The sequence below is a fragment of the Paludisphaera sp. genome (assembly GCF_037189885.1).
In the GTDB taxonomy this organism is placed as follows: Bacteria; Planctomycetota; Planctomycetia; order Isosphaerales; family Isosphaeraceae; genus Paludisphaera.
Genome location: NZ_JBBCIR010000051.1, coordinates 1 through 4,036, shown reverse-complemented (window position 1 = coordinate 4,036; position 4,036 = coordinate 1). Strand labels below are relative to the sequence as shown.

General features: G+C 70.7%; 3 protein-coding genes. 1 reads left to right on the top strand and 2 read right to left on the bottom strand.

Going from position 1 to position 4,036, the window contains the following annotated elements:
* Nucleotides 1–73: 73 nt before the first annotated feature.
* Both WG209_RS15495 and WG209_RS15490 read right to left on the bottom strand, forming a co-directional pair.
* Entirely contained in the window at nt 74–529 is a 456-nt protein-coding gene (locus tag WG209_RS15495) for a hypothetical protein (RefSeq protein WP_337175970.1), read from the bottom strand.
* Nucleotides 530–732: 203 nt separating this feature from the next.
* The gene (locus tag WG209_RS15490; RefSeq protein ID WP_337175969.1) at nt 733–1,692 is read right to left on the bottom strand and encodes a DUF1559 domain-containing protein; all 960 of its coding nucleotides are present in this window, start codon (nt 1,690–1,692) and stop codon (nt 733–735) included.
* A gap of 490 nt (nt 1,693–2,182) precedes the next feature.
* On the opposite strand from WG209_RS15490, the gene WG209_RS15485 reads away from it, so the two are divergent.
* The gene (locus WG209_RS15485) at nt 2,183–4,009 is read left to right on the top strand and encodes an alpha/beta hydrolase (RefSeq protein ID WP_337175968.1); all 1,827 of its coding nucleotides are present in this window, start codon (nt 2,183–2,185) and stop codon (nt 4,007–4,009) included.
* Nucleotides 4,010–4,036 lie beyond the last annotated feature (27 nt).

Genomic DNA, 4,036 nt, shown 5'->3' with positions numbered 1-4,036 from the left:
CCCGCGCCCCTCGCGGCCGCGAAGGGTCGCGCCCCCGCCCCCGCTCGGGCGGCCGGCCCCGCGAGGGCGAGGATCACGCGGCGGACTTCTCGCAGGCCTCGCGGCAGAGGCGCTCGCACTCGCGGCAGATCTCCGCGCACTTCTTGATCTTCTCGTCCTGGGACTTCTCGCAGACGGCGGCGCAGTCGCGGCAGGCGTCGGCGCAGGCGTGGTGCGCGTGGGGGGCCATCTTGCTGTGTCGGGCCATGAGGGTGACGGCCTGGACGCAGAAGGTCTGGCAGTCGTTGGTCGCGCAGGCGATCTCGGCGTGCAGCTCGGAGTGCTCGCCTTCCTGCTTGGCCAGCTCCTTCAAGCAGTGGGCCGAGACCATGTTACAGATCAGGGCACACTCGCCCATCACCTTCATGTGGGCGTGGTGCTTCTCCTTGTCCTTGCCGTCCTTCTCGTCGTCGGCTCTCGTCGTGCCGGCGACCATCAGGCCGGCCGCGCCGGCGCCGAACAGGGTCAAGAGTTCGCGACGTTCCATCATGACCGTCTCCTGGGCTCGCGGTGGGGGTTCCTCCGACGACGGGCGAGGACGGCGCGAAGCCCCGTCCCCGGACGGTCACAACCGGCAAAACCAGCGCCAAGCGCAAACAATCCCGCCCGGCCGGCGCGCGAGCCGGGGCGAGCGAGGGCGGGAATCGCCCTCGCTCGCCCCGGATGCGTCGGCTTATCGCGTCCTGGCCCGCCTTACTTGGTCTCGTCGGCCGAGATGGTCTCGCCGCCGTTGCGGGTCATGAGCTTGTTGAGCACGGCCTTGTTGATGGTGGCGGTGACGCCGCGGATGGAGCCGTCGCAGTTGACGAAGTTCACCGTGCCGGGGTGCTTGCTGGACCAGTACGTGTAGAAGTTCCGGCCGCCGGAGACGATGGGCCGGTTGATGGTGCGGTCGTTGTTGGTGCGGACGCAGCAGCTCGTGGCGGGGGCCCAGACGCCGTTGGGGTCGATGGTCTCGCCGAAGAGGCAGGTGTTGGTGGTGCCGTCGGTGACGTCGGCGATCCCCACGCTCGAGTTCTGGTAGGTCATGCCGTTGTCGAAGATCAGGCAGTTGACGTTGCGCGGGTCGAGGGTCGGGCACGGCCCGGACGGATCCGGGAAGACCATCCCGCCGGCCATGTTGCCGCGGTAGTCCGACGGCCCCATCCGCTGCGTCGAGCCGGCCTGGGTGGTCGTCTCGGGCCGGCGGTTCGACGGGCAGACCATCCCGGTCAGCGTGCGTCGGACGGCCGTGGAGTTGGTGGCGTTGTTGGGCGCGTAATAGAAGTTGATCTCGTTGAACAGGTTCAGCTGCTCCAGATTCCCGAACAGGCCAGCCAGGCCGCCCCACTGGTAGGGCTGGTAAGGCGTGCCGATCGTGGCGCAGCCGGTCACGTCGCCGCCGATGGGCGTATCCGGGGCCGCCGGGTCGTAGGTCGGCGGCGTGCAGTACCAGCCGGCCGGGAAGCTGCTGTATGTGTCGTGATAGCCCTGCGCCGCCAGGCCGAGCTGCTTCAGGTTGTTCTGGCACTGGGAGCGATTGGCGGCCTCGCGCGCCGCCTGCACGGCCGGGAGGAGGAGGGCCACCAGCACGCCGATGATCGCGATGACGACGAGGAGCTCGATGAGCGTGAAGCCCGATCCGAGATGCCGTCCGGGGTGTTTGGGGCGCATCGAAAATCCCTCGGCCGTTTAAGTGGCGGGAGCCGCGTCCGGGCCGTCCGTCCTGTCGGCGGCCCTATTCGTCAAGCTACATCATTCCCGGGGCCCTCGCCACGCGATTCGACGCGGCCCGGCGGAATCGACCCGACGATTGCATGCTTGGCGGAATTATTAACGAAACCGAAGGGGGAGTCAAGGAGTTTCGGCCGCGAGGCCCCCGGGCGCGGCGGCGGTCCGCGGGGGATCGTCGCGTTGGCGTGAAATCGAGGCCGCCCGGCGGGTGATCTTGATCCACGGAACGCCCGCGTCCGGGCGCTCGATCCCGCTCTCGTCCGGGGGATTGCGACGCCTCCCGCGAAACGGGCGATCTCGACCGGAATATCCGCCGATGGTTGCAATCCGCCATAACAGGCCGTTCAATGTGATATCCCCAAGCGACGACGTCGTCGCTCGGGGAGCGGATCCCTCGGGTCCCCCGGCCGCATTCACCCGCGAGGTAACGATGACGCATCCGCGTAGGCCGCTCATGCTCCTGTTCGCCTGCCTCTGGCTCTCGGCCTCCGTCGCGTCCGCCGACCGGCCGGCCGAGCCCCGGGCCGATTTGCTCCGACTGACCGTCGACACCGACACGTCGCGCCAGCCTCCCGCCGACGAGATCACGGCGCTGGTCCTGCTCCAGCCGGGCGTGGACGCGGTCACGTTGGAGATCCAGGCGGTCGACGACTCGCTCGGCGCGGCCGCGGCGGCGCCGGCGCCGGCCGAAGGGGCGGCCCCCCTCCCCGTGATCCGGTACATGGAGGGCGACGGAGACGCCCATCGCGACGCCGACGGGCGATTCCTCCTGACCGCCACGGCGAGCAAGCCGGGGGGCGACGCCGTGGTGAAAATCGTCATTCTGGCGCCCCATTCCGCGCTCCGGTTCGGGCCGGATCAGGTGACGTTCCGCTACGCGGTGACCGGTCGCGCCGGGGAGGACGAGGTCTTCTTCGCCTCGTCCTCGCCCCTGCTCGCGCCGCGGTTGCGTCAGGCCCCTCCCGCTCCCCCGGTCGGGCCGGCCCCGGCGCCCGCGGAAGTCCTCGAAGTCCCCACGCCTCCGCCAGCCCCCGTCGAGTTCGCGCCCGCGCCGATGGCCCCGTCCAAGGTCACGCCCCCGCCCCTGGCCCCTTCCAAGGTCGCGCCCGCGCCCCAGGCCCCCGCCGGGGTAGCGCCCGCGCCGATGGCTCCAGCGGGGCAAGGAGAAGAAGGCGGGGCAACCGGGCCCCCGATGTCTCCCGCCGCGTCCCCCTTCATCACTCAAAAAGAGCGGACGATCCATGTCGCGACCAACCGCAACGTGCTGGCGTGGGAGGGGACGCTCCAGGAGCGATTCGGCGAGCAGTTGGGGGACGCCGTGCGTTACGGCTCGTGCGTGGTCAACCTGCCGACCGAGGCGAGGGAGCCGGGGTCGCTACCCATCCCAAGGCCGGGGGAGGCGGGCGACCCGAGGCGGGAGTTCTTCATCGTCGACGGCGGCGTTCGGCTGCTCGACGAGGCCGGCTTCCGCGCGCTGGTCCGCGACACCGACACCGGGCGCGACGTCCTGGTCTACGTCCATGGGTTCAACACGAGCTTCGACTTCGCCGTGGTGCGGCTGGCGCAGGTCGTCGAGGACATGCGTTTCGCCGGCCTGCCGGTCGCCTTCTCGTGGCCTTCGCGAGAGGTCGGCTGGCCCGGGCCGGACGCCTACTCGCGCGACGAGTTGTACGCCGACCACAGCTACGGGGCGCTCGCGCGGGTGTTCAGGACGCTGGCGGCGGAGCAGGCGGCGAGGCCGGCGGATCGTCGGGGGAAGATCCACGTCATCGCCCACAGCCTGGGGAACCGCGTGACGATGCGGGCACTCTCCATCCTCGACTCGGAACTGCCGCCGGGCGCCAGGCCGATGGGCCAGGTCGTCCTGGCCGCGCCCGACGTGTCGACGGAGGAGTTCGCCCGGCTCCAGCCGGCGGTCGGCAGGCGAGCGGAGCGGGTGTCGCTCTACTACAGCCCCCACGACCGCGCGCTCTGGGCCTCGTTCGCCAAGCACGGGCGCGAGCGACGCGCCGGCAACTCGGCCCAGTTCCTGCCCGGCCTGGACAACATCGACGCGTCCAACGTGGACACGTCGCTCCTGGGGCACGGCTACTGGTCGGACGCGCGCATGGTCCTGCGGGACATGCGGCTGCTGATCACGCTGGGCTGGGCACCCGCCCGGCGCGTGCCGCACGTGCTCGAGGAGTATGACAGGCCCCAACCCTACTGGGGCTTCCCCGCCGAGCGCTGGTTCGGGTTGATCCCGCGCCCCTGGTGACGTCGACGCGGATCGGGCCGGCGCCGG

Bases quoted from the DNA above. Each gene is read 5' to 3' on its own strand.
- WG209_RS15495 (WP_337175970.1), bottom strand. From the start codon at position 529: ATGATGGAACGTCGCGAACTCTTGACCCTGTTCGGCGCCGGCGCGGCC.
- WG209_RS15490 (WP_337175969.1), bottom strand. From the start codon at position 1,692: ATGCGCCCCAAACACCCCGGACGGCATCTCGGATCGGGCTTCACGCTC.
- WG209_RS15485 (WP_337175968.1), top strand. From the start codon at position 2,183: ATGACGCATCCGCGTAGGCCGCTCATGCTCCTGTTCGCCTGCCTCTGG.